The following is a 19,205-nucleotide window of genomic DNA, read 5'->3' as shown; positions in this document are numbered from 1 at the left end:
TATTTTAGAGTTTGGCCTTACTCCTTTCGGTGCAATTGCTGTCCAAGCAATTCGGCGCCACCACCCTGTTTCAGAACGTCTCTCTCACCATCGAGGACAACCAGCGCCTTGGGCTCATTGGGCCCAACGGCGCGGGCAAGTCCACGATGCTCAAGATCCTGTCCGGCCAGGAGTCTGCGGACTCCGGCATCGTTGCCCCACGCAAGGGTCTCAAGATCGCCACAGTCCCCCAGGACCCCGTTTTTCCTGAAGACGCCCGCGTGGCGGACTACCTCACCACAGACAACATCTGGTTCGGCCTCGCCGGCTTTACCGATGCCGAAGTCCTCACCAAATCACTCTCCGGCGGCTGGAAAAAGCGGCTGGCTATCGCTCACGCGGCCTCGCAATCACCCGATCTTCTCTTCCTCGACGAACCGACCAATCATCTCGACCTCGAAGGCATTCTGTGGCTAGAGCGTTCCCTCCGCCAAGCCCCGTTTTCGAGTGTCATCATCTCCCACGACCGTCAGTTTCTCGAGAACACCGCGACCCATGTTGCCGAGCTGAACTCGGTCTATCCGGACGGGCTCTTCCGCGTCGAAGGAAACTACTCCAAGTTCCTCGAACGCCGCGAGCAATATTTTGAAGCCGAGCGCCAACGCAAGGCCGGACTCGAAGCCGTCGTGCGCCGCGAATTGGTCTGGCTCAGCCGGAAGGCCAAGGCACGTACCCGCAAATCGCAGGCCCGCATCGACTCTGCGCACGCACTGATCGGCGAGTTGAAAGAGATGGAGAACCGCGAAAAGGTTTCCACCACGACGATGGATTTCACCTCGTCCTATCGCCAGACCAAGCGCCTCGTCGAGACAACCGGACTCTCCAAGTCCCTGGGAGGTAAGCTCCTCTTTCAGGATCTCGACATCGTCCTCGTCCCTGGAATCAAACTGGGCATTGCTGGCGCCAACGGCAGCGGCAAATCGACCCTGCTCAAGCTGCTCCTGGGCAGCCTGCCTGCCGATACGGGCGAGATCCGGCGGGCAGAGAACCTCAAGCTAGTCTACTTCGATCAGCAGCGCGAGCAACTCGATCCCCAGGCAACCCTGAAGGTCGCGCTGGCGCCACACGGCGATTCGGTGATCTTCCAGGGCCGCGTGATTCACGTGAACGCCTGGGCCAAGAAATTCCTCTTCGATCCCGATCAACTCCAGCAGCCGGTCCACCGTCTCTCGGGGGGCGAGCGCGCTCGTGTCCTCCTCGCTCAACTCATGCTCAAAGAGGCGGACGTACTTTTCCTCGACGAACCCACGAATGACCTCGACATTCCCACTCTCGGCGTGCTCGAGGAATCGCTCGAGGAATTCGCCGGCGCCCTCGTGTTGGTCACACATGACCGCTATCTGATGGACCGCATTTCCACCCACGTCCTCGGTCTCGACGGCAAAGGCGGCGCCACCTTATTTGCCGACTATGAACAGTATGAGCAGGATCTGAGCGCCAAGCGTGCTCCTGCCGCCAAGCAAAAGGTCACCACCAACACGCAATCCAATGCCAGCCGTAAGAAGCTGAGCTATACAGAGCAGCGTGAATTTGATCAGATTGAAGAGAAAATCGCCGACGCCGAAATGCGCCTGACAGCCAAGCGTGAGGAGGCGGACTCGCCTACTGTAGTAAGCGATCATATCAGACTACAAGAAGTCTATGCGGAACTTCACTTACTCGAATCTGAGGTGGACTCCTTATATGTTCGGTGGGCAGAATTAACTGAAAAGACAAGCTGAAACTTTTTTAAACTTTCAAGCGTCAGCTTTGCATGCAACTCCTCCGAGTCTTGGGTTTGTCTTGCTTTGCATTCACTTTCTTAGCCTTTTCCCAATCAGACAGTGACCCCATATTTGCCCCCAACGTTCTCCACACTGTTCGAATTACCATAGATCCGAATGATTATCTTGCCCTTCGAAATGCGAATGTAGACGACAAGACTTACTACCAAGCGGACTTAGTATTTGACGGCATTGTGATGAAGTCCGTAGGCGTCAGGCAAAAGGGACACGGAAGCCGCGACCCTCGGAAGCCGAGCATCAAGGTCAAATTCGATAAATTTACAGATGGTCAAACCCTGCTCTCGCTCAAAGGTTTCGGTCTCAAAGCAAATACTCAGGATGCCTCCCAGCTCCGGCAGCGCGTCGCCATGGATATCTTCAAGCGGGTGGGCATCTACGCACCCCGTCAGTCCTCTGCCGAGCTCTTCCTGAATGGAGAATTTTTCGGAGTCTTTGAAGTGGACGAAGATGTCGACAAGGTCTTCCTCAAGCGCACCCTCGGAGAGAGTAATGGGAATCTATACGAAGCCGAAGGCCTTCCCTCCTATTTTTTTGAGTATCTTGGCGAGGATCCCGGCCTTTATGTGCCCATTCACTTTTCCCCGGAGAGTCCGGATTCTCCCGACACCACGGCCTTGGTTTCATTCATTCGAGCCATCAATCAATCCAGCGACGAGGATTTTGCATCGGCAGTGGGCGCCTTTCTGGACTGGAAGCAGATGCTCACAGAACTCGCCGTTGAAAACTATATCGCTGACTTCGACGGCATTGCCGGCGTAGGCGGCATCAATAACTTCTACCTCTACCAGTACAAGGGCACCAACAAGTTTCTCTTTATCCCGAAAGACAAAGACATGACCTTTGGGTACGCCGACCAATCCGTCTTCGAGCGCTACGACCAGAACGTTCTGCTCCGCCGGGCCATGAACAATCCCGCACTCCGTAAAATTTATCTCGACGCCCTGATGGAGGTCGCTGCCACGACAGGCTATGAAGACGGCTGGGCCATCCGCAAGATCGACGAATATGCCGATCAGATTCGCGCCGCCGTCTATGCCGACCCTAACAAAATCTGTTTCCAGAGTGAATGCACCAATGAGGCGTTCGAATACGATGTGTTTGGCGGAAAATGGTTCGTCGCCACGCGGCTGGACTCGATTCTCGATCAGATCAAAGATCAACAGCCCAGTACGGCCCTAATGTATGAAGGTGGGATTGGAGACGCGCTCACCGGCTCCCCCGTACTCACTCCGAACGGCTACTTCTCCATCTACGGCACCAACCTGCCCACCGAGAACCTTACGGTTCTCATTAATGGTTATTCTGCGGCGCTGTTGTACACTTCTGCTGTGCAGATCAATGGGTTCGTCCCCGGGGAATTGGCCACTGGAAAAGTTCCGGTGATTATCCGGTTTCCGGACGGAACAACCAACATGATCTTCGGCAACGTCAACAACAATAATCCGTAGGACTTCGGTGCAGTTAGCAGAACCCTTTCGAAGCAGCAGACGCGCATTTCTCGCACTCACGACAGCCGCCCTCAGCGGACTCAGGGCGGCATCCAGTGCAAGCTTCAAGCGGCTCCCTTATTTGCAGAAGGTAGCGCGAGATCAGGCCTCCATTCTCTGGACCATGCCCAATAGCTGCGAGGCTTCAATCGGCGTCATCGATCCAGCGGGAAGCGAAACCATCGTTCGCGCCAAGCAAACGGCAATGGAGGGGTACTTCCAATATGAAGCGCCACTCCTGAACCTCAAATCAAACACGAAGTATCAGTACCGCGTCCTGGCGGATGGAGCAACGCTCCCGGTGCCCGCGACGGTAGGCGATCTGCAGTTCAAGACAGCAGGCAGCGGCTCCTTCAGCTTCGTGCACTTTGGAGATTCCGGGACGGGGGATGCCGTACAGTCTGCGGTGGCCAAGCAAATGGCCAGCGAAGAGGTAGACTTCCTCCTCGCCAACGGCGATCTCGCCTATCCCACTGGCAACATCGACGCGCTCGAACAGCTTTACTTCGGCCGCTACGCCGGGCACATGGCCCGCGTTCCCTTCTTCTCTGCGATTGGGAATCACGAGTATTACGCAGCGTCCGGCAAAGACTTCCTTGCTGCCCACTCCACTCCAACAGCAGGCATTCCTCCCGAGGACGCAGGCCGTTATTACTCCTTTGATTGGGGCTACGCGCATATCGTCTGCCTGGACTCGAACCAGATCTCGCCGGACGCCGCCATGCTGAAGTGGCTTGAAGCCGACCTCGCCGCCACCCGCCGCTTCTGGCGCATCGCCTTCTTCCATCACCCGGCCTTCGCGGTAGGCGCCCACGAGGATGAACCGGAAGCGATCTTCCTGCGCGAGCATGTCGTACCGCTCTTAGAGCGTTATGGGGTCCATCTGGTGCTGAATGGACACGAACACAGCTACCAACGCACGCATCCCATTCTCGAAGCTTCCCGCGTTGATCCTGACACCGGGGGCGTGGTCCACATTACTTCTGGCGGAGGGGGTGCGCCTTGCTATCCGATCCCCGCCCGCCCCCTGATTGCCAAGGCCGCTTCGACCAATCATTACCTGCGGGTCGATGTGGATGCCGCAACGTTGCTGGTGCGCGCGCTGGAGGTTCGCACGGGACGTGAAATCGATCGACTCCGCCTGGCTCCAGCCCCCCTGCTCACAGCACCCTTAGTTGACGCGGCATCCTATAGCACCACGGTCGCCAAAGGCGGCTTGGTTTCGATCTTTGGACGCAACCTTTGCACGGCCATCCTCGATCCCAGCAATGCCGCCCCACCCACGAGCCTGGCAGAGACATCTGTCACCCTGGGAACTCGCTTGCTCTCGATTCTCTATGCCAGCTCGACGCAGCTCAACGTGTTGCTGCCCCTGGACATTGAGGGCAAGGCGGCGCTGACATTGCACACCCCCAATGGCGCAGCAAACCTGGATATCGAGATCGTGCGCGTCGCGCCCGCCCTCTTCGTCAGAAGCCGGCCCGGCCTTGCAGTGGCCACATACGCCGATGGCACACCGGTCACCTCGCAGAATCCGGCGAAGCCCGACGACCAGATCACTCTCTGGCTCACAGGCCTGGGTGCAGTCAAAGGCTCGCCTGCCGAAAACGGCGTAGCCGCTACGAATCTCCCAGTCCTGGCAAAGATTCAAGTGGACCTCAATGGCGTCCTCATCGAGCCGAGCGCAGCGGTGCTCGCCGCATCCTTGGCTGGCATCTACCAAATCACCTTCCGGCTACCGAGCCTGACCGGCCCACGTGCGGATCTTCATGTAGTGGCCAATGGAGTTCTCAGCAACTCGGCACAGTTGCCGCTGGCCTAACCCAAACACTGACGGCGTTTTCGCGTTGCAGATTCGAGGCGAATCTCAGCGGCTTGACCTGCCCCCCGGCCAAGCCGAGGGGTCCCCTACGGTGGGCTAGAGTCCTTTGGTGTCGATACGCCAAACATTCTGCTGGCGCAGATTCGAGAGCCAGACACTCCCGTGTCCGACGCGAATGGCATCGCCGCCAGGGCCTGTCCACTGCTTGGTCACTGTGTTCGTCTTCGCGTCGATGAAGGTAATCGGCAAATCGAATACAGTCACCCAGACACCCCCTTCCCCGAAGGCAACCTCACCGCCCCCACCCGGAATCCCAGCTTCGATCTTGGCAATCACAGCATCGGTCTTCGCATCCACTCGCGTAACCGTACCATCCCCCTGATTCACCGTCCAAACACTGCCCCCACCTGCGGTGAGGAAGCGCGGTTGCGGTCCCACTTCGATCTCCTTCAGAACCGTGTTCTTCTTCGCGTCCACCTTCACCAGCTTGCCGCTCTTGTTTGCCGTCACCCAGACAGCGCCTTCGCTGTAGTAGGCGGCCACGCTGCCTGCCGGCACCGTGACTTCGGCCTTCATCTTGTTTGTCTTCGGATCAATGCGAGTGAGCACGCCCTTCGCATCACTGACAATCCAAACCGCATCTTTGCTGACCGTCACGCCGCCTTCACTGTCCGCCGGACCGATCGGAATGGTCGCAATCACTTTGTTCGTCTTCAGATCGACACGTGCAAGGCCCTTTCCTTCTCCGGTGCCACGCGCACCACAGAGCGGCACCCAGAGACTGCCAAATCCAACAGCGAGGCCGGAACAGGGCCGCGTCCCCACCTCCACGGCGATGGCCGCATTCGTCTTTGCATCAATGCGATGCACTGTGTTCTTGGGGCCATTGGACACCCACAACGCATCAGGGGTCACCGCCTGCCAGTCCGGCACGCCAGGAATACTGACCTCAGCCACCGGCTTGATCGTATCCATGCCTCGCTTGACGCCAGGCGTGTTGACACCGGGCCGAACGATGCGCGGACCGCCGGGACCTTTCTTCTTAGGAGGAGCAGGAGTCTCCTGCGCGAACAAGGTCGCGCCAGCCAGACTCATCACAATCAAGGAACGAAGCTTCAAGTTAATCTCCATGTGCGACTACGGCCTGCGGCAATTCTTTCGGCGCGGCCAGTTTCACTACAGTGACAAAGGCAATCAAGCTCAATACCGGCGGAAGCAGCGTATCGAGCCCCGCCCATTCCGGCGGGGTTGCAAAATGAGCGATCAGGCGAGAGACAGTGCCGGTGACAATTGCGGTAACCGCAGCCTCAGCAGTTGCCTTTTTCGAGTGAACGCCAAAAATGAGAGGCACCACACATCCGGCAAACACAATGTCGAATGCGATCACCAGCAAGATTCCCGGCTCAGGCTTGAAGTAAGCGGTCAGGCCAGCCAGAATCGCGGTCGGAATCGCCATCAAGCGCGACCACATCAGCATCTGGCTGTCGGTCACCGGCACCGCGCGGTAGCGTTCAAACAGGTTGCGGGCGGCCACAACGCTCATCACAATCATGCCGCCGTTCGAGGACGACATCGACGCGCCCAGCACGCCGATGAACACCATCACACCCAGGCCAAAGGGCAAAATGCCGTTGGCAAGAGTGGGCAACACCATGCGCGGATTCTCGGCATTCGGAACCAGCGAGACAGCGTAGAGGCCCATGAGCGTAGCGCAGCCACCAACGATCAAGGTCAAGATCGCGGCATAGTAGCAAGCGTTCTTCGCCGTGCGTCCCGACTTTGCGCTGAAGACGCGCTCCATAAAATCAAGCGCCATCGTATTCCCAATAGCCAGCGAAATAAAGTTCGCCCAGTTTGGAAGCGCCCCACCCGAAAGCTGGCTCAGCGGCTTGAGGTCAAGCTTGCCGGCAGCGATCGCGGCATCGAGTGGCGCGGTTCCGTAGTGATACACCAGCCAGGCGGCGCCGGCGATGAATCCGATCAAGGCCACATGAACCTGAAAGATGTCGGTCCAGATGGCAGAAAAAAGGCCACCGGCCATGGTGTAAGTGACGATCACCGTAGTGGCGATCAAGAGAGAAGTGCCGTAGCTCATGCCACTCACAACACTCAGAATCCAGGCCACAGCACTCAGATTTCCGGCAATCAGAATCGTGAAACAGGTCAGTGTGATGATGCTGACCAACAGTTCGGTCTTCTTGCCATAGCGGCGGTAGAAGAATTCCGGCAAGGTCATCAGATCCATCTCGTTCAGTGGGGCGGCGAGAAAGCGGCCCACAACAATCAAGCTGGTGGCAAGGCCCAAGGGAATTAAGATGCCACCCCAGATATTTGTCGACCAAACCAGTGAAACATTGCCAAGCGTGGCGTTGCCATCCACAGACTGCGCGATCAGCGCCGTGCCGACAATGAAGAAAGGCATCGACTTGCCGCAAACGGTAAACCGCTCACTGGAACCACGGACCTGAGTATAGGTGTAGAGACCAATACAGAGAGATATGGCCATAAAAATGACCACAGGCCAGAACATTGCTGCCATTTGGGTTGCGCTCCTCAGGGGATCCGGACTGGGGAAAGAGCGCTCAGACGGTGAGACGAGGTTCGCGGAGCAGACAAGACTGCCGCGTTCTTTTAAGGTAGCAGCGCAGGTCGTCTGGCCACACCTGCAATGTGAGGGGAGGCTAACGAGAAATTCAAATGGAAGCGATCAATTTGTTCGATGACAAAACCTGCCGCCCGAATGCTTTGCTCGATGTCGCGATTCGGCTGGCAACCACCGGCACAACAAGACCAGAGAGGCTGCCAGCGATCTTGGCTACGCCGTTGCGGCGTTGCAGCGGCAGCCGCAACATGCTCGAGAAAAATAAAAGTTCCACCAGGACGCAGGCTCGCAAAGAGTTGACGCAGCGTCGCATCGAGATCCGCGACACTGCAAAGGACAAGCGTCGAGATCGCGCCATCGAATCGCTCCTCTCCGCCACAGAACTCCTGCGCCCACAGTTTGCCGCCGGGTGGCACCGCAATCTCCGCAGCCAGAATGGCGTTGGGCTCAAAGCCCGTCCAGGCGACGCCCGCCGGCAAATACTGCAAATTGACACCATTGCCAGGGCCAATCTCAATAACCTGACCGGAAAGCTGCCCGAGCAGCACGCGCTTGCGATCCGCAACCAGCGGCTCATGATACTTGCTGGCGAGGCGCATCAGCCAGGCAAAAAAGCGCTCCCGCACCCTACTTCAGCTCGACGGTAATCGTGCGATACGGTTGATTGCCGACATTGGTCAGTTGCGGCGCGTCTTCGCCCTTGTCATGCCAGATGGTTTCGCCCGCTTTTCGCTTTCTGACGGTGATCTCACCTGTCACCGGATCTTTGCGTTCATAGGTACAATCTTCAACAAAAACGATCACTTGATCCGTTTCCCGAACGCCCTTTTCACGAGGAACACCCGGCAAATATGTCGTTTCTACGACGCGAGCCCGTGGTTTTTCGAGGACAGTTTTCACCGGAAGCGCGGCGTGAACGGCCCATCCACCCAGGAAGGCCGCCAGGAGAGTCAGGGTACGCTTTTCCATAACGATTGCGTTTATGCTAACCTGAATGTCGAACAAAAGGTTGATTAAGGAACGAAGAGGAGTACCCCCCTTAAAATGGCATTGGCAGTAGAAGCGAAAAAAGAAATTGTGGCCGCACACGCGCTCCACAAAAAAGATGTTGGTTCGACGGAAGTCCAAATTGCGCTATTGAGCGCTCGTATTACGCAGCTGACCCTGCACTTCCAGACTCATAAGAAAGATCACAGCTCCCGCCGTGGTCTGTTGCTACTCGTCGCGCAGCGACGCAAGCTGCTTGATTACTTGAAGGGGAGAACACCTCAGAAGTATCAAGCGCTGATCGCAAAGCTCGGGATTCGTAAGTAGACATTACAAAACTGAAGTAGCAGCCGGAAATCGCTTCTCCGGCTGTTGCCCTTTTTGGGGTATTGCCTGATCTCTGTCCCGGAGGACAGAGGCAATGTGTACAGTATTCAAATCGTCTCCTTGATCTGCATTCAAACAGATCAACGCGCTCCATGACTGGATGCGCTCAGGAGGAATCACAAGATGATTCATACGGTCGAAATCGACCTCCATGGACTGAAGATCACCATGGAAACCGGACTCATGGCCAAGCAGGCCGCCGGTTCAGTAGTCATTCGTTGCGGGGATAACGTTGTGTTATCAACAGCCTGCTCGAATCTCAAGGCGAAGGAAAATCAATCCTTCTTCCCTCTCACTTGCGACTATCGCGAGTACACCTACGCCGCCGGAAAATTCCCGGGCGGTTATATCAAGCGCGAAGGCCGCATGAGCGAGAAAGAAACGCTCAATGCCCGCCTGATGGATCGTCCGATCCGTCCGCTCTTCCCCGAAGGTTATTTGAACGACACCCAGGTGGTCGGCTACGTGATTTCGGCTGACCCCGAACGCGACCCCGGCGTCCTGGCTCTTTCTGGTGCGGGTGCAGCTCTCGCCATTTCTGACATTCCTTTCCATCACTTCATCGCCGGCGTTCGCGTCGCGGTGCTCGATGGCAAGCTCATCGCTATGCCCACCTACGATCAGGCCAAGAAGGCCGAGATCTCCATCGTCGTTGCTGGCACCGAAACCGGTGTCGTGATGGTGGAAGCCGGTGGCCTCGGCGCAAGCGAAGAAGAAGTCGTCCGCTGCGTTGAGTTTGGTCTCGATTGCTGCAAGACAATCATCGCGGGCATCAAGGAACTGGTCGCCAAGGCTGGCAAGCCGAAGCGCGAGTTCAAGTCCCCTGAAATCGACAAGAGCATCTACGACACCATCGCTGCTGCGATCACCGTGGAACTCACCGATGCAATGGACACCAAGAAGTACTCGAAGCTCGAGTCCTACGCAAAGGTCGACGAGTGCAAGGCCAAGGCCAAGGCGCTCTTTGAAGGCACCACCGACGAAGACAAGGCCAAGCAGGCCCTCGCCGGCAAGTACTTCGACACGCTGAAGGAAAGCATCTTCCGCGAGGAAATGCTGACCAAGCGCCGTCGTCCCGATGGTCGTGCGTTTGACGAGATCCGTAACCTTGAAATGTCGGTCGGCTTGCTGCCCCGCACTCACGGTTCGTGCCTCTTCACCCGCGGTGAGACTCAGGCTCTGGTCACCACCACCCTCGGCACCAGCGACGACGAACAGAAGATCGAAATGCTCGACTTCGCCGAGACCTCCAAGCGCTGGATGCTGCACTACAACTTCCCGCCCTTCTCGGTCGGCGAAGTGGGCTTCATGCGTGGCGCAGGCCGTCGCGAAATCGGTCACGGCAACCTGGCAGAGCGCGCAATCGCCGCCGTGCTGCCCTCCCCCGAAGAATTTGGCTACACCATTCGTTGCGTCTCGGACATTCTCGAGTCCAACGGATCCTCCTCGATGGCCAGTGTTTGCGGCGGCATCCTGTCGCTGATGGACGCCGGTGTGCCGATCAAGGAACCAGTGGCCGGTATCGCCATGGGTCTCGTGAAGGAAGGCGACAAGTACGCCATCCTCACCGACATCGCTGGCGCCGAAGATCACTACGGCGACATGGACTTTAAGGTGACTGGTAGCCGTACTGCCGTCACTGCCCTGCAGATGGACCTCAAGGTTGCCAACGTCAGCGCTGACCTGCTGACCGAAGCTCTCGAACAGGCCCGCAAGGCACGTCTGTTCCTGCTGGATGCGATGGACAAGTGCCTCAGCGCTCCCCGCAAGGAAATGTCGCAGCACGCTCCTCGCATGTACATGGTGACGATCTCCACGGACAAGATCCGCGAACTGATCGGACCCGGTGGCAAGGTCATTCGTGGCATCGTCGAACAGACGGGCGCGAAGATCGATGTCGAGGACGATGGTTCGGTCAAGGTATTTGCTTCCGACAACATTGCTGCGCAGAAGGCGTTGACGATGATCAACAACATCTGTGCGGTGGCCGAGCCGGGCAAGACCTATCTGGGTACGGTCACGCGCATCGCCGACTTCGGCGCGTTCGTTGAGATTATCCCCGGCACCGATGGTTTGCTGCATATCAGCGAAATCAGCGAGAACCGCGTCCGTCAGGTACGCGACGAACTGAACGAGGGTGACCAGATCATGGTGAAGGTCCTTGCCGTCGAAGGCAACAAGATCAAGCTGAGCCGCAAAGCTCTCTTGAAGGAACAGCGCGATAAGCTGAAGGGCGCTATCTAAGCACCTTCCGCAAATTGGAAAACGAAGGCCCGCCACGCTGAGTGGTGGGCCTTTTGCTTTTCCCTACTCCATCCGCAGCGCCTCCATCGGATCGACAGACGCCGCCCGTCTCGCCGGCAAGTATCCGGCAACTCCAGCAGCAACTAGGAACAGAGCACTCACCGCCAGCAGAAGCGCAGGATCGAAGGGCTTCACGCCATAGATCAGGCGCTTCAAACTCATCACCAGACCCAGGCTGGCAATCAGCCCGCACCCCAGTCCAACGAAGACCGGCGTGAACACCTCGCCCAGCGTATCCCGATAAATCTGACGGCGATCCGCACCGAGCGCCATCCGAATCCCAATCTCCTGCCGATGCGACGCCACCGAGTAACTCAAAATTCCATAAATCCCCAACATCGCCAGCAGCAGCGCACAGCCACCAAAACTCATCAGAACAAAGGTCTGAAAGCGCTCGGTCGCAAGCGACTCCCGCACTTGCTCCTCCAAGGTCATCGACCGGACAATCGTTAAATCAGGCGAGTGACGCCAGATGGCCGCACGCATTTCTGGAACCAGTGCACTCGGCTGCTGGACTCCTCTCGCGACAAAGTATAAAGTCGCCCCACTGCGGTCCCGATAGTGGAGATAAGCGGTTCTAGTGGGCGGAGCCTTCAAGGAAGAGATCCGCGAATCCGCCACCACACCGATTACAGTGAACTGCCGTCCCTGCGTTGTCAGCAGCCCGCCGATCGGGCTCGAGTCTGGCCACAGCGAACGCGCCTGCGCTTCCGACAGGATCACACTGTGCGCGTCCCGATCCCGCTCCTCGAAGAAGCGTCCGGCGACCAGCTTGTGACGCATGGTCTCAAAATAGCCCGGCCCCACCCAGCGCAAATTCATCAGCGGTTGCTGCACCGTCGGTCGATCGTCACGGCGCACCGATTCAATCCAGGACTCCCCCTCGAGCGGCATTGCCGAAACAAAGCTGGCCACCTGAACTCCAGGAACCTCGCGGAGATTCGCCACAATCGAATCGATCAGCGCAACACGGCTCTTCGGGCTCCCATAAGTCTGGGCCGAAATATTGATCTGCGCAACGGCCACTTGCTCAGTTTCAAACCCCTTTTCCTGCGTCATCACCTGCATCAAGCTTTTCGTAAAGAATCCCGTCACTAGGAGCAACACCGTGCAACCGAAAACCTGGGCGCCAATCAACCACCGATGAAGACCTGCAGTCTGCCGGCTCCCCGTAGCTCGAGCACTCACTTGGAGATCTCCACGCAAGACTCGCAACGCAGGCAGGACGCTGAACAAGACAGCAGCGCCCATCATCAAACCCGCCGACACCAGGAGCACCGTGCCATTCAGTGAAACCTCTGCGAGACGAGGTAGATCGACAGGCGAGGACAAGCGCAACAACGCCAAAGCTTCCTGTGCGAACCAAACTCCGAGAAGTCCTCCCGCACTCGCCAGGATCAGATTCTCGAGCAAGACACTTCTCACCAAGCTCCAGCGAGTCGCTCCAAGTGCAGCGCGGACACTGGCTTCGCGCGATCGTGTCAAACTTCTTGCCATCTGCGCGTTGGCCAGATTCACGCAGCCAATTCCCAACAAACCAAGAACAGCAGCTAGCAACAACCACAGTCCCATACTCACCTCGCCAACGACGGCATGCTGTAAAGGTTGCAGGAAAGCCCGTAGGGCCCCCGGGCGGCTATCCCTCTCGTTCGTCGGGATCGAGGCAACCAACTGTGCCTCGATCGCATCCAGTTCCGATTGTGCGGTCTGCATCCGGACTCCCGTCCGCAGCCGGGCCAGCGCCACCCAGTTCCCATATTCGCCGTTCCAGCTGAATCCCTTCCAATCAAAAGCAACGGGGACGAAAATGGACGGCTCCGGCACGTGGCTGGCTGTTTGCTTCGATTGGAAGGCGCGGAGTGCATTCCGGTTTGGGAAGTGAAACTGAGGGGGAAGCACGCCCACCACCTGCCTCGAAACCTCGCCAAGCCTGACGGTCTTCCCGATGATCTGAGGATCACCACCAAAAGAGTTCTGCCAAAGAGAGTAGCTCAACACCGCCACAGAATCCCGGGCCTCCAATCCCTGCTCGGGCAGAAAGCCATGTCCGAGCAGGGGCTTCACCTGCAGGGTATTGAAGAGTTCGGCAGAAGCACTCACCACGCCGACCAACTGCGGATGATCCGCTCCGGGAATGGAGAGACCGATGGAAGCCTGCTGCACCAAGGCAAAGGATTCGATCGTTTTCGAACGCTTCGTCCAGAAATCCACATGGCGCGGATTCGGACCAATGGGACCCAAGGCTAGTGTCTGAACCTGTTCCCAGACTGCGACCAACCGTCCGCTATCCCGATAGCGCAGCGGCTGCAGGAGTACGGAATCAACGATCATGAACATGGCCGTACTGGTCCCAATACCAATGGCAAGGGTCAGTACGGCAGTCAAAGCAAACCCAAAACTACGCTGGAGTGCTCGGAGAGAATGGCGAAATTCTTGGGCAAACATTGTGGTTGCTTGCACATGCACCTTCGTCACCAAGCTAAGTCACTGAAAGGAGGAGAGAGGCAATCAAAAGTGTTGTCCGTTTCTGGGATCGCAACAGCGAAATCGAACGCAATGGAGATTCGCTGGCCGAAGTCCAAACACTTCGCTATATTAAATCTACGTGCACCTGTAGCTCAGTTGGATAGAGCATTTGGCTTCGAACCAAAGGGTCGGGAGTTCGAATCTCTCCGGGTGCACCATTCAACCCCTTCCCCTTCAGTTGATTAGCTCCCCATCCCTCTCAGCCCCAAACTCCTCCGACTTGGCACTGTGCCCGGATTTGTGCCTAGTCTGCACCTCTTCGGCCTTTCTCATCGCTTCCCGTACCGTTTCTTCCCTCGGATGCACATAGCGCCGCGTTGTACTGAAGTCTGAATGCCCCGCCAAGTGCGCCAGCGTGTAGGGGTCCATCACTTCAGCCCACCTCGTAAGTCGGGTGTGCCGGAAGGTGTACAAGACAAACGGAACGACCTTCGCGGCCTTGCAAGCCTTGGCGTGTTGCTTCTTTACGGTTGACTGTTCGACGTGGCCGGATTTCGTCGGCGCGGCAAACACCCATTCACTAGTCTCTGAACGAGTGCGCATGTCGAGTACTGCTTTCACTCGCTCCGTCACAGGAATGACGCGACGTGCATTTGCAGTCTTTCCATGAGCAACATATAGGGAGCCATCGCGGTATTCCGACCATCTCAATCGATACGCTTCCTCAGGCCTCAGTGCGCAATCTGCGAGAACGACAGCCAAGTGATGGAGTAGGTATGGATCTCGCGGCTTGATCGGCTCCAGCCCTCTCTGCGTCGCGCGAATTCCTTTGCAAGCTCTTTCGTGCGCGGAAATCATGCCGTCGCCAAGATCTGCGGCCGCTTTCAGGTAGGACTGTTCCTCTTCCAAAGAGAGAACGCGTTCCCGGCGCTTCTCACCAGGCAGCATCCTCACGATCGGAAGAGCCCGAGCAGAGCGTTCCCACTCTCGTGCAAGCTTGAACACACGTCGGAGCACCTGCAGCTTTCGGTTCATTGTCGACACCTCAAAATTCAAGCCCTTAAGGTGCTGCACAAACTTGTTCACGGTTTCAGCGCTGACCTCGTCTAAGCGAAGTCCTGCAAGCGGCTTGAAGCCTATCAGCATCTTCACGCCAGCTTCGTAGTATTGGATCGTGGCAGGCTTCTCCCCAAAGTGGGAACGGATATGGGCGAGGAACTCGCCTTCTGCGAACTCACGCAGAACGGGCGATTTTTTGGCGGTACGGAGACCGACTTCACCCTTTGCAAGACTCGTACGGTGCGCAGCCTCCATCTGCTCCGCAATGCGCTTATTCCCCTGCTTCGTGGAGAGCCGGATTTCCCGGCCCTCCCAAACGAAGCGGTACCACTGGGTGTTGCCTCGCTTATAGACACTCATCAAACGGTCACCGCATCGACCTCGGCAAGCGCCTGACGCAAGATTTGGGGGCAGGTCTTCGCGAGTGTTTGGAGGGTTTCCTGTTGTAGCCTCGCATTAGAACGGTACTCCTTGAATGCCCATTCAATGCGCCTTGTATCAAGCCGACCATCAGAATAAAAGGAAAGCAGGTTACTGATGAGCTCCTCCATCGGCGTTAAGCATCCGCGGTCGGAGCATACCGCATCTAATGCAGCGCGCAGATGTCCCATGACCTCAGCACTCGCCAACTGAACAATTCCGCTGCGCGAAATCAAGAATCCCCAGTCGCTCTTGTCACCCTCGTCACTCAACTCCGCTGAACCCTCGGTACGCAATGTATCAAGCACATTTCTGAGAACTACAAGTTCAGCAGTACTCAATTGCTCACAGCGTCCAGAGCTTTCTTTCAACTGTCCAGCCCCGGAGCCGACCGTCGCGGCAAAGAGATTTGAGATATCACTGCTGGATAGCGCACCGGTGGCGCGCTGAGAATCCTCCGGAACTAGGAAGAGAGGGATTGGATCTTGTGTTTCATCTCTCAGGTTGCACCGATTGACGTACTGACCGTAGAGCGAGGCGACCATGTTCGGGTCAAGCCGTCGTGCTTCAAAAGTAGTCAGCATATCGAGGATGAAGTGTTCCTCAGCACTCGCTTCGTTGGTGCATCTAAGATAAGCCCAATTTGAGGCGAAGCAAAGCTGCAATACCTTGTCGTTCAGGTCCCACCGTCTTCCCCCGACTTCCCACAGTACGCCGCCTCGCCCTGCACTCTCGCGTGCTGGCTGATGGGTCTCTGATTCGTGTTCGACCGCGATCTTCTCAAGCTGGCAGAACTCGGCAAAGTTCCTTCTGATAAATGTTGCGTTCAATTCGCCCGATTGAAAGGCTTCGACAAGGGAGACGATAAGGTTCTCATGCCGGTCTGTTGCGCGGTCCTCCTTGCATAGGCCATAGGTTTGGTAGGCAGCCATGAGGAAATCGGCCTCCCGTTTGGATAGGTGGTTAGTCGCCCAGTCTTCACACTCGGGATTGAAATGAAGGAAAAGTCCGCCCTTTTGCTGTTGGCTCATTAGTCTCTCTCTGGATTTGTTGGTCTTTAATTTGGATGTGAATATTTGCCGGTGTAGGCAATGCACTCCCGGCAGGACTGAAAACTTGAGTAGGGTGCATTTCGTCGTTCAGTTGAAGGCACGCATCAGGCGGCCATCGCCGCAACGAAGGTATGCTGCCAGGCCGTACCCTTGCGAGTGCGGAATCCTTGCGAGTTAAGCTCAGCGGCGATCGCGCGAAGTGATAGCCCTGCGGCCTTCAGGTTCCTGATCCGCTGGAGCATTGCCTGCTCGCGTTCATCCTCTTCGAGGTGTTTGCCATCTGCCGCCAGGCGCGAGCCAAACGGAATCGCGCCAATTCTCTCGCCTTTCAACTTCTTGTGACGCATCGCATCACGGGTTCGCTCTCCAATCACTTCCCGTTCCCACTGGCTGACAGAAACCATGATGTTGAGCACGAGTCGACCAGCCGCGCTCTTCGTATCCAGGCTCTCGGATACGCTTACAAGCCCGACGTTTCGCTTTTGAAAACGTTCGAGAAGCGTGGCCAGATCCTTTACGGAACGCGTTAGCCGATCGAGCTTTGCAATGATCACGCAATCAACCTCTCCGCGATCCACGATTGAAAGCAATCGGTCCATCCCTGGACGGCTGAGACTCTTAGCCGATTCACCGCCGTCGACGATGATCTCTGAGACTTCCAAATCCTGCACGGCAGCCATTGCGCGGATCTTGGCTTCTTGTGCCTCTAGCGACACGCCCTTGTCAGCCTGCTTGTCTGTACTCACCCGGATATAGCCGATCACTTTCATGCTTAGATTCTATCTAAAGCGCTTTAGATGTCAATGGCAAAAATTGTATTCAAATCAAAAGCGCTTTAGACTGGGGTCATGGACGAGAAGACAATCTCCGCAGTGATGCGAGAGATGGGCTCCAGAGGCGGCAAGATTGGCGGAAAGCGCTCGCTGGAGACGATGACCCCAGAGCAGCGAAGCGAGCGCGCGAAACGCGCCGTGGCCGCCCGTGAAGCGAAACGTCCTGCAACGCCAAAAAAGAAAGCTACTGGAGAGGTCCGCGCCCGAAAGAAGCCCTCGAAGGCAACGAGCGATGCGACCGGCAACTCTTAGGAGCACGCGACTGTACGGTCACCGCACCATGACAGAACAGCCTGAATCAGACTGGAGCCACCAGTGTTAGGCAAACTCGTCGTGCTTTTTCTACTTGTAGCGTCAATGGTTCTGGGATGGCATGGATTCGGAAGCGCGCCAGATATCGGAAGGGCTGGACCAATGGCCAAATCCGAAGGCCCATTCTACGACCAGTGGATGAATCTACCCGCCGATACCGGAGGGAGCTACTATGCCTGGTTGGCGAAGCAGAAGAACTGGCGTGAACCCTGGCGTTCCTGGGCAGAGTTGGAGCGGCGCTTCGACATCTGACGTGACCCGCATTGCAAGCACTCATCACTGAAGCAGTTTTTGTAGGTGCGCCCACTCAGAAAGTAGCCGCCGAACCATTCCCCGCTGCCGAAGCGATTCTTTCGTCCGTAGGCCGTGCGTTGTCACCGCTCGGCGGATCCGCTGTTTGCCATCTTCAGTCCGCGCGCCCGTGCTAAGTCCTCCATGTATCCGGCAACGCCATTGAGCATTGCAGGAGAACGGCATGACCGACCAGCCCGAGTCCGCGCGCCGCATCGCGGGGATAGATTTGGCTGACCGGGTCGATTTCCGTTCTTGAGCCAGCCATTCCGGGTTTCGTAGGGTGTTTCGTTCATTTCTCCTTGTCACCCCTCCCCCGCCCCCGATAGGCTGCTCAAAATTGCCTACCATTGCCTGACCGCCCTCATGGATGTGAACGTGCTCGACGGTGACTCGCTGCTGAGTGCCTTGGCCCTTCAACTTCTGATAGACCTCGACTTGCTCCGCGAAGAGCTTCATCAACTTAGCTCCGTTGGTCAATCCTGACTCCTGCCTGTGAATCCCGCCATCCCTGTGGGGAACTGCCTGCATCATCGCCATCGCCGCATCATGGGTCGCAATCATTTGATGCAGAGCATCGCCTCCAGCACGCCTTCGGGTTTCATCTCCACTAACAGTCGAACCGACAATGCGACCTTATCGAGCTCTTCGATGTCTGCCGGATCACTTCGCCCCACGGTTGCAAGCGCACTGAATGTTTGTCCATAGAGATACTGAGCCACGTCCAGATTTCGAATTCCAAATGATTCCGGGATGTCGAGGAGCAACTTTTCCGCCGTCTGGCACCGGTTCTTGAGTCTACAGTTATCGTCCAGCTTGGACTACTTCAGGATGAGACGGCTCCGCTTTTGGCGGTGCCATTATCGATCGTCGACTCATTTGTCTTGTCCTTCCGTCCTCAAGTTGGCTCCATCCGACTTCGCGCCAGCAACGGCAGTAGCTCGCGCGCCACTCCCGATCCGACGAAGGTAGTAATCAATCTGGGCCGAACTGCCACTCCCAAGAGCCTTTGCCAATCTGTCTTTCAGGACTGCGCTGGCTGTTGCCCACCCTGGGCTACTTACGGTTGCCTCAAAGAGTTGGCCAACTTTGCCGCCAAGAATCGCGCCCTTCGGTCCAGCCTTCGCGCCACCTACAATTGCGCCAGCGCCAGCAGCAAGTTTCTGCCCAAGTGGTTTCGCCTGCCCCTCGCGCCGCAGTAATGTATCCCCAACGACGCGATCAACATTCTTCCAGAAGGAATACTCCTTGTTAATGACGGCAATGTCCGGGAACTGCTTTGCAAGCTCTTCACGAATCGCGTCTGCTGCCAATCCGTGGCCTCTTGAGTACTTGCATCTGCCAGGGCCCGGCCTTCATA

At 56.9% G+C, this 19,205-nt stretch carries 18 protein-coding genes and 1 tRNA gene; 8 read left to right on the top strand and 11 right to left on the bottom strand.

The annotated features are described in order from the left end of the window. Positions 1-11 precede the first annotated feature (11 nt). The 3 genes from M017_RS0119720 (at position 12) to M017_RS26940 (ending at position 5,132) form a co-directional block, all read left to right on the top strand. Positions 12-1,760 (top strand): ABC-F family ATP-binding cassette domain-containing protein, encoded by a 1,749-nt coding sequence (locus tag M017_RS0119720; protein ID WP_031499882.1) that lies wholly within the window; start codon positions 12-14, stop codon positions 1,758-1,760. Between the two features lie 239 nt (positions 1,761-1,999). Further along, entirely contained in the window at positions 2,000-3,271 is a 1,272-nt protein-coding gene (locus M017_RS0119715) for a CotH kinase family protein (RefSeq protein ID WP_162179990.1), read from the top strand. A 163-nt stretch (positions 3,272-3,434) separates the two neighbouring features. Beyond that, positions 3,435-5,132, top strand: coding sequence for a metallophosphoesterase (locus tag M017_RS26940; RefSeq protein WP_155121530.1), 1,698 nt, complete (start codon positions 3,435-3,437; stop codon positions 5,130-5,132). Positions 5,133-5,228: 96 nt separating this feature from the next. Here M017_RS26940 and M017_RS0119705 read toward each other — a convergent pair whose 3' ends face one another. The 4 genes from M017_RS0119705 to M017_RS0119690 form a co-directional block, all read right to left on the bottom strand. Then, positions 5,229-6,251, bottom strand: coding sequence for a Vgb family protein (locus M017_RS0119705; RefSeq protein ID WP_238325981.1), 1,023 nt, complete (start codon positions 6,249-6,251; stop codon positions 5,229-5,231). 1 nt (position 6,252) lies between these two features. Further along, positions 6,253-7,671, bottom strand: a complete 1,419-nt coding sequence (locus tag M017_RS0119700; protein ID WP_035958701.1) for a sodium:solute symporter family transporter — start codon at positions 7,669-7,671, stop codon at positions 6,253-6,255. Positions 7,672-7,763: 92 nt separating this feature from the next. Next, on the bottom strand, positions 7,764-8,360 hold the full coding sequence (locus tag M017_RS0119695) for a class I SAM-dependent methyltransferase (protein WP_051670641.1): 597 nt from the start codon (positions 8,358-8,360) through the stop codon (positions 7,764-7,766). Position 8,361: 1 nt separating this feature from the next. After that, positions 8,362-8,703, bottom strand: coding sequence for a hypothetical protein (locus tag M017_RS0119690; protein WP_031499877.1), 342 nt, complete (start codon positions 8,701-8,703; stop codon positions 8,362-8,364). Positions 8,704-8,778: 75 nt separating this feature from the next. On the opposite strand from M017_RS0119690, the gene rpsO reads away from it, so the two are divergent. Both rpsO and pnp read left to right on the top strand, forming a co-directional pair. Then, the gene (gene rpsO / locus M017_RS0119685; protein ID WP_031499876.1) at positions 8,779-9,048 is read left to right on the top strand and encodes a 30S ribosomal protein S15; all 270 of its coding nucleotides are present in this window, start codon (positions 8,779-8,781) and stop codon (positions 9,046-9,048) included. Positions 9,049-9,231: 183 nt separating this feature from the next. After that, a complete protein-coding gene (pnp, locus tag M017_RS0119680; RefSeq protein WP_031499875.1) occupies positions 9,232-11,352 on the top strand; it encodes a polyribonucleotide nucleotidyltransferase in 2,121 nt (706 codons plus the stop codon). Between the two features lie 63 nt (positions 11,353-11,415). Here pnp and M017_RS0119675 read toward each other — a convergent pair whose 3' ends face one another. Continuing rightward, positions 11,416-13,857 carry an ABC transporter permease gene (locus M017_RS0119675; RefSeq protein ID WP_155121529.1) on the bottom strand — a complete coding sequence of 814 codons (2,442 nt, stop codon included), beginning with the start codon at positions 13,855-13,857 and terminating at the stop codon, positions 11,416-11,418. Between the two features lie 162 nt (positions 13,858-14,019). On the opposite strand from M017_RS0119675, the gene M017_RS0119670 reads away from it, so the two are divergent. Further along, positions 14,020-14,096 (top strand) — tRNA-Arg (locus tag M017_RS0119670). Between the two features lie 16 nt (positions 14,097-14,112). Here the strand turns inward: M017_RS0119670 and M017_RS0119665 are convergent. The 3 genes from M017_RS0119665 to M017_RS0119655 form a co-directional block, all read right to left on the bottom strand. After that, the gene (locus tag M017_RS0119665; protein WP_031494896.1) at positions 14,113-15,297 is read right to left on the bottom strand and encodes a tyrosine-type recombinase/integrase; all 1,185 of its coding nucleotides are present in this window, start codon (positions 15,295-15,297) and stop codon (positions 14,113-14,115) included. Further along, a complete protein-coding gene (locus tag M017_RS0119660; protein ID WP_031494897.1) occupies positions 15,297-16,388 on the bottom strand; it encodes a hypothetical protein in 1,092 nt (363 codons plus the stop codon). The genes M017_RS0119665 and M017_RS0119660 overlap by 1 nt, the downstream gene beginning before the upstream one ends. 125 nt (positions 16,389-16,513) lie before the next feature. Further along, entirely contained in the window at positions 16,514-17,179 is a 666-nt protein-coding gene (locus M017_RS0119655) for a recombinase family protein (RefSeq protein ID WP_031494898.1), read from the bottom strand. A 78-nt stretch (positions 17,180-17,257) separates the two neighbouring features. On the opposite strand from M017_RS0119655, the gene M017_RS0119650 reads away from it, so the two are divergent. Then, the gene (locus tag M017_RS0119650) at positions 17,258-17,494 is read left to right on the top strand and encodes a hypothetical protein (RefSeq protein WP_031494899.1); all 237 of its coding nucleotides are present in this window, start codon (positions 17,258-17,260) and stop codon (positions 17,492-17,494) included. A gap of 162 nt (positions 17,495-17,656) precedes the next feature. Then, positions 17,657-17,806, top strand: a complete 150-nt coding sequence (locus tag M017_RS29470; RefSeq protein ID WP_155121528.1) for a hypothetical protein — start codon at positions 17,657-17,659, stop codon at positions 17,804-17,806. Positions 17,807-17,830: 24 nt separating this feature from the next. Here the strand turns inward: M017_RS29470 and M017_RS30800 are convergent, their stop codons facing one another. The 3 genes from M017_RS30800 to M017_RS0119630 all read right to left on the bottom strand — a co-directional run bounded on the left by M017_RS30800 (position 17,831) and on the right by M017_RS0119630 (position 19,158). Continuing rightward, positions 17,831-18,031, bottom strand: coding sequence for an HGGxSTG domain-containing protein (locus M017_RS30800; RefSeq protein WP_420313871.1), 201 nt, complete (start codon positions 18,029-18,031; stop codon positions 17,831-17,833). Between the two features lie 374 nt (positions 18,032-18,405). Further along, on the bottom strand, positions 18,406-18,567 hold the full coding sequence (locus M017_RS0119635; RefSeq protein WP_155121527.1) for a hypothetical protein: 162 nt from the start codon (positions 18,565-18,567) through the stop codon (positions 18,406-18,408). A gap of 153 nt (positions 18,568-18,720) precedes the next feature. Then, positions 18,721-19,158: a hypothetical protein gene (locus tag M017_RS0119630; protein WP_031499870.1), complete on the bottom strand. Its 438-nt coding sequence runs from the start codon at positions 19,156-19,158 to the stop codon at positions 18,721-18,723. Positions 19,159-19,205: the final 47 nt, after the last annotated feature.

The organism is Bryobacter aggregatus MPL3 (assembly GCF_000702445.1).
Lineage (GTDB): Bacteria > Acidobacteriota > Terriglobia > Bryobacterales > Bryobacteraceae > Bryobacter > Bryobacter aggregatus.
The sequence above is the reverse complement of the archived record's forward strand: the minus strand, read 5'-3'. Positions and strand labels throughout refer to the sequence as shown.

Coding starts and splice junctions, on each gene's coding strand:
- M017_RS0119715 (WP_162179990.1), top strand. CDS start 2,000: ATGAAGTCCGTAGGCGTCAGGCAAAAGGGACACGGAAGCCGCGACCCT.
- M017_RS26940 (WP_155121530.1), top strand. CDS start 3,435: ATGCCCAATAGCTGCGAGGCTTCAATCGGCGTCATCGATCCAGCGGGA.
- M017_RS0119700 (WP_035958701.1), bottom strand. CDS start 7,671: ATGGCAGCAATGTTCTGGCCTGTGGTCATTTTTATGGCCATATCTCTC.
- M017_RS0119690 (WP_031499877.1), bottom strand. CDS start 8,703: ATGGAAAAGCGTACCCTGACTCTCCTGGCGGCCTTCCTGGGTGGATGG.
- rpsO (WP_031499876.1), top strand. CDS start 8,779: ATGGCATTGGCAGTAGAAGCGAAAAAAGAAATTGTGGCCGCACACGCG.
- pnp (WP_031499875.1), top strand. CDS start 9,232: ATGATTCATACGGTCGAAATCGACCTCCATGGACTGAAGATCACCATG.
- M017_RS0119675 (WP_155121529.1), bottom strand. CDS start 13,857: ATGTTTGCCCAAGAATTTCGCCATTCTCTCCGAGCACTCCAGCGTAGT.
- M017_RS0119665 (WP_031494896.1), bottom strand. CDS start 15,297: ATGAGTGTCTATAAGCGAGGCAACACCCAGTGGTACCGCTTCGTTTGG.
- M017_RS0119660 (WP_031494897.1), bottom strand. CDS start 16,388: ATGAGCCAACAGCAAAAGGGCGGACTTTTCCTTCATTTCAATCCCGAG.
- M017_RS0119655 (WP_031494898.1), bottom strand. CDS start 17,179: ATGAAAGTGATCGGCTATATCCGGGTGAGTACAGACAAGCAGGCTGAC.
- M017_RS0119650 (WP_031494899.1), top strand. CDS start 17,258: ATGGACGAGAAGACAATCTCCGCAGTGATGCGAGAGATGGGCTCCAGA.
- M017_RS29470 (WP_155121528.1), top strand. CDS start 17,657: ATGGCCAAATCCGAAGGCCCATTCTACGACCAGTGGATGAATCTACCC.
- M017_RS30800 (WP_420313871.1), bottom strand. CDS start 18,031: ATGCCGTTCTCCTGCAATGCTCAATGGCGTTGCCGGATACATGGAGGA.